The sequence below is a fragment of the Streptomyces sp. NPDC002265 genome (assembly GCF_040296125.1).
Classification (GTDB): domain Bacteria; phylum Actinomycetota; class Actinomycetes; order Streptomycetales; family Streptomycetaceae; genus Streptomyces.
The window spans coordinates 1-4,027 of record NZ_JBEOWS010000556.1; the positions used below are offsets into that span (position 1 = coordinate 1).

Here is a 4,027-nt window from a genome sequence, read left to right on the forward strand (position 1 = left end):
TGCGGGCGTGCGCAGGTGGATGTGTACAAGCTGGCCGAGGAGGTCACGGCGGGGCTGGAGGGTATGGAGGTCCCGCTGCGGGTCGCGGTCATGGGTTGTGTGGTGAACGGTCCGGGTGAGGCGCGTGAGGCCGACCTGGGTGTGGCGTCCGGCAACGGCAAGGGTCAGATCTTCGTCAAGGGCGAGGTGATCAAGACCGTGCCCGAGTCGAAGATCGTGGAGACCCTGATCGAGGAGGCCATGAAGCTCGCCGAGCAGATGGAGGCGGACGGGATCGCCTCGGGCGAGCCCTCGGTCTCCGTCGCGGGCTGAACAACGAACGGCCGGGCCCCTGGAGCAGCCGCCGGCGGCCCGGCCGACACACACCACCGGGCTTGCGTCCGTGCCGGGCTTGCGCCCGTAGCTCCGGCCGACGCCGTACCCGTATCCGTAGCTGTACCCGTCCGCCGGGCTCCCCGCCGACCGCCGTACCGCCGTGTCGCAGGGCTCCCCCCGCTCGGCCCGGGTCGTTGTCTCGGCCGGGGTGTGATGGTCCGGAGGAACCGGCCCGTGGCGGCCGCTTTCGGCGGGCTCGGCTCCGCCGCCGTACCGTGCTCCGCGCACTCGGCCGTCCCGTGGGGCGGCGCGCCACATTTTCGGCAGGTACAGTGCGGAGATCAGCAGACCCCAGTGTGAGGCCCCGCGCTTGTTGACCCAGACCACCTCACGGGTACTCGAACCGAGCGACCTGGACGCCGCCCTCGCCGTCCTCGACCGCGACCCGGTCACGAACGCCTTCGTGACCTCCCGGGTCCAGGTCGCGGGACTCGACCCCTGGCGTCTCGGCGGCGAGATGTGGGGCTGGTACGAGGACGGCATGCTGACGTCCCTGTGCTACGCGGGCGCCAACCTCGTCCCGATCTGCGCCACCCCCCGCGCCGTCCGCGCCTTCGCGGACCGGGCGCGCCGGGCCGGCCGCCGCTGCTCCTCCATCGTCGGCCCCGCCGAGCCCACCGCACAGCTGTGGCGGCTGCTCGAACCCAGCTGGGGCCCGGCCCGCGAGATCCGCGCCCACCAGCCGCTCATGGTCACCGACCGGATGCCCGACGACGTCGCCCCGGACCCGTACGTCCGCCGCGTCCGCAAGGACGAGATGGAGACGATCATGCCGGCCTGCGTGGCGATGTTCACCGAGGAGGTCGGCGTCTCCCCGATGGCCGGCGACGGCGGCCTGCTGTACCAGGCGCGGGTGGCGGAGCTCGTCGGATCCGGCCGTTCCTTCGCCCGCCTCGACGAACACGGGAAGGTCGCCTTCAAGGCGGAGATCGGCGCGGCCACCCCCCAGGCCTGCCAGATCCAGGGGGTCTGGGTGGCCCCGGAGTACCGGGGGACCGGCCTGGCGGCGCCGGGCATGGCGGCCGTGCTGCGGTACGCGCTGGCCGATGTGGCCCCGGTCGTGAGCCTGTACGTGAACGACTTCAACACCCCGGCCAGGCGGACCTACCTGAAGGTGGGCTTCCGGGAGGTCGGCGCGTTCATGAGCATCCTGTTCTAGCCGCGGCGTTCCCCAGGGCACCTCGCCGGGCCGCTGCGTCCGCGACGGCCCCTGTAGTCTCCCCGGCATGCTGCGCATCCCCGGTCACGGACACCGCGATCCCGACGACATCGTGATCGGCCCGCTCGACCTGTCGGCCCGCGTCGACGACGCGCTCGCCGTGCAGGCCGTCGCGTTCGGGCTGGGCCCCGACGAGGTGGCCGTGCGCCGCCAGATCGTGCTGCGGCACATGGCCTACCCCGGTGCCCGGGCGCTGGGCGCGACCACCGCCGACGGCCGGCTCGCCGGGTTCGTCTACGGCATGCCCAACGACCGTGCCCACTGGTGGTCCACCGTCGTGGAGCCGTATCTGCGGGCCCGGGGGAGCGACTTCTGGCTCGACCACTCGTTCGTGATCACCGAGCTGCACGTCCATCCGCGCTACCAGAACCGCGGTATCGGCCGTGCCCTGATCACCGCGATCACCGACACCGCGGCCGAGCCCCGCTCGATCCTCTCCGCGATCGACACCGAGAGCCCGGCCCGCGGTCTCTACCGTTCCCTCGGTTACGACGACCTGGCCCGGCAGGTCCTCTTCCCCAGCGCGCCGAAGCCGTACGCGGTGATGGGAGCTCCGCTGCCGCTCCTGCGCAGGCAGCCCAACCCTTAACCGATTTCCACCGGGATGGACCGCCCGGCTAACCTCCTTACCATCACCCTCAGGCAGCAGGAGATACGAGAACCATGGCGAACGCACCGGTCCAGCGCATGTCGAATCTGATGGCGAAGACGCTGCGCGACGACCCGGCGGACGCCGAGGTCCTCAGCCACAAGCTCCTCGTCCGGGCCGGCTACGTCCGCCGTACGGCCGCCGGCGTCTGGACCTGGCTGCCGCTCGGCAAGCGGGTCCTGGCCAACGTCGAGCGGATCGTGCGCGAGGAGATGGACGCGATCGGCGCCCAGGAGGTGCTGCTCCCCGCTCTGCTGCCGCGCGAGCCGTACGACGCCACCGGCCGCTGGGACGAGTACGGCCCCGAGCTGTTCCGCCTCCAGGACCGCAAGGGCGGCGACTACCTCCTCGGCCCCACCCACGAGGAGATCTTCACGCTGATCGTGAAGGACCAGGCGACCTCGTACAAGGACCTGCCGGTCATCCTGTACCAGATCCAGACCAAGTTCCGTGACGAGGCCCGTCCGCGGGCCGGCATCCTGCGCGGCCGTGAGTTCCTGATGAAGGACTCCTACTCCTTCGACCTGGAGGACGAGGGTCTGGCGCAGTCGTACGCCCTGCACCGCCAGGCCTACCAGCGGATCTTCGAGCGCCTCGGCCTGGACTACCGGATCTGCGCCGCGACCGCGGGCGCGATGGGCGGCTCCAAGTCCGAGGAGTTCCTGGCCCCGGCCGCCGCCGGCGAGGACACCTTCGCCGACTGCCCGAACTGCGACTTCGCCGCCAACACCGAGGCGATCACGTACGAACTCGCGCCCGTCGACGGCTCCGGCGTGCCGGCCGCCGAGGAGATCCCGACCCCCGACACCCCCACCATCGAGACGCTGGCCGCCTCGCTGGGTGTCCCGGCCTCCGCCACTCTGAAGAACCTGCTGGTGAAGGTCGACGGCGAGATCGTGGCCGTGGGTGTCCCCGGTGACCGCGAGGTCGACATGGGCAAGGTCGAGGCGCACTTCGCCCCGGCCGCCGTCGAACTGGTCACCGCCGACGACTTCGCGGACCGCGCCGACCTCGTCCGCGGCTATGTCGGCCCGCAGGGCCTGGAGAAGGTCACGTACATCGCCGACCCGCGCGTCGCCCCCGGCACGGCGTGGATCACCGGTGCCAACAAGGAGCACACGCACGCGAAGAACGTCGTCGCGGGCCGTGACTTCGAGGTCGACACGTACGTCGACGTCGTCGTGGTGCAGGAGGGCGACCCCTGCCCGAAGTGCGGCACCGGCCTGAAGCTGGACCGCGCCATCGAGATCGGCCACATCTTCCAGCTGGGCCGCAAGTACGCCGACGCCCTCAAGCTCGACGTCCTCGGCCAGCAGGGCAAGCCGGTCCGGGTGACCATGGGTTCCTACGGCGTCGGTGTCTCGCGCGCGGTCGCCGCCCTCGCCGAGCAGACCGCCGACGAGCAGGGTCTGTGCTGGCCGCGTGAGGTCGCGCCGGCCGATGTGCACGTCGTCGCCGCGGGCAAGGCCCTCCAGACCGAACTCGCCCTCGACGTGGCCGAGAAGCTCGCCTCCGCCGGTCTGCGCGTCCTGTGCGACGACCGGGCCGGGGTCTCCCCGGGGGTGAAGTTCACGGACGCCGAGCTCATCGGCGTACCGCAGATCCTGGTGGCGGGCCGCCGTTCCGCCGAGGGTGTCCTGGAGCTCAAGGACCGCAAGACCGGTGAGCGCGAGGAGCTGACGGTCGACGAGGCGATCGCCCGCCTGGTCAACTGACGACCGCCGGACGTGGCCCGACCGTGGGCCGATCGTGGACCGTTCCCCTCCGCAGGACGTGACGCCTCG

At 71.6% G+C, this 4,027-nt stretch carries 3 protein-coding genes and 1 pseudogene; all 4 read left to right on the forward strand.

The genetic code is table 11. From position 1 onward, the window contains the following. A pseudogene (locus tag ABT085_RS44650) lies at positions 1-312 on the forward strand (flavodoxin-dependent (E)-4-hydroxy-3-methylbut-2-enyl-diphosphate synthase); the annotation flags it as partial. A 373-nt stretch (positions 313-685) separates the two neighbouring features. Next, a complete protein-coding gene (locus ABT085_RS44655; protein ID WP_351622468.1) occupies positions 686-1,534 on the forward strand; it encodes a GNAT family N-acetyltransferase in 849 nt (282 codons plus the stop codon). A gap of 67 nt (positions 1,535-1,601) precedes the next feature. After that, complete coding sequence (locus tag ABT085_RS44660) at positions 1,602-2,183, forward strand: GNAT family N-acetyltransferase (protein ID WP_351622471.1); 582 nt, start codon at positions 1,602-1,604, stop codon at positions 2,181-2,183. Between the two features lie 74 nt (positions 2,184-2,257). Continuing rightward, positions 2,258-3,958, forward strand: coding sequence for a proline--tRNA ligase (locus ABT085_RS44665; RefSeq protein ID WP_351622474.1), 1,701 nt, complete (start codon positions 2,258-2,260; stop codon positions 3,956-3,958). The last annotated feature ends 69 nt before the right edge of the window (positions 3,959-4,027 follow it).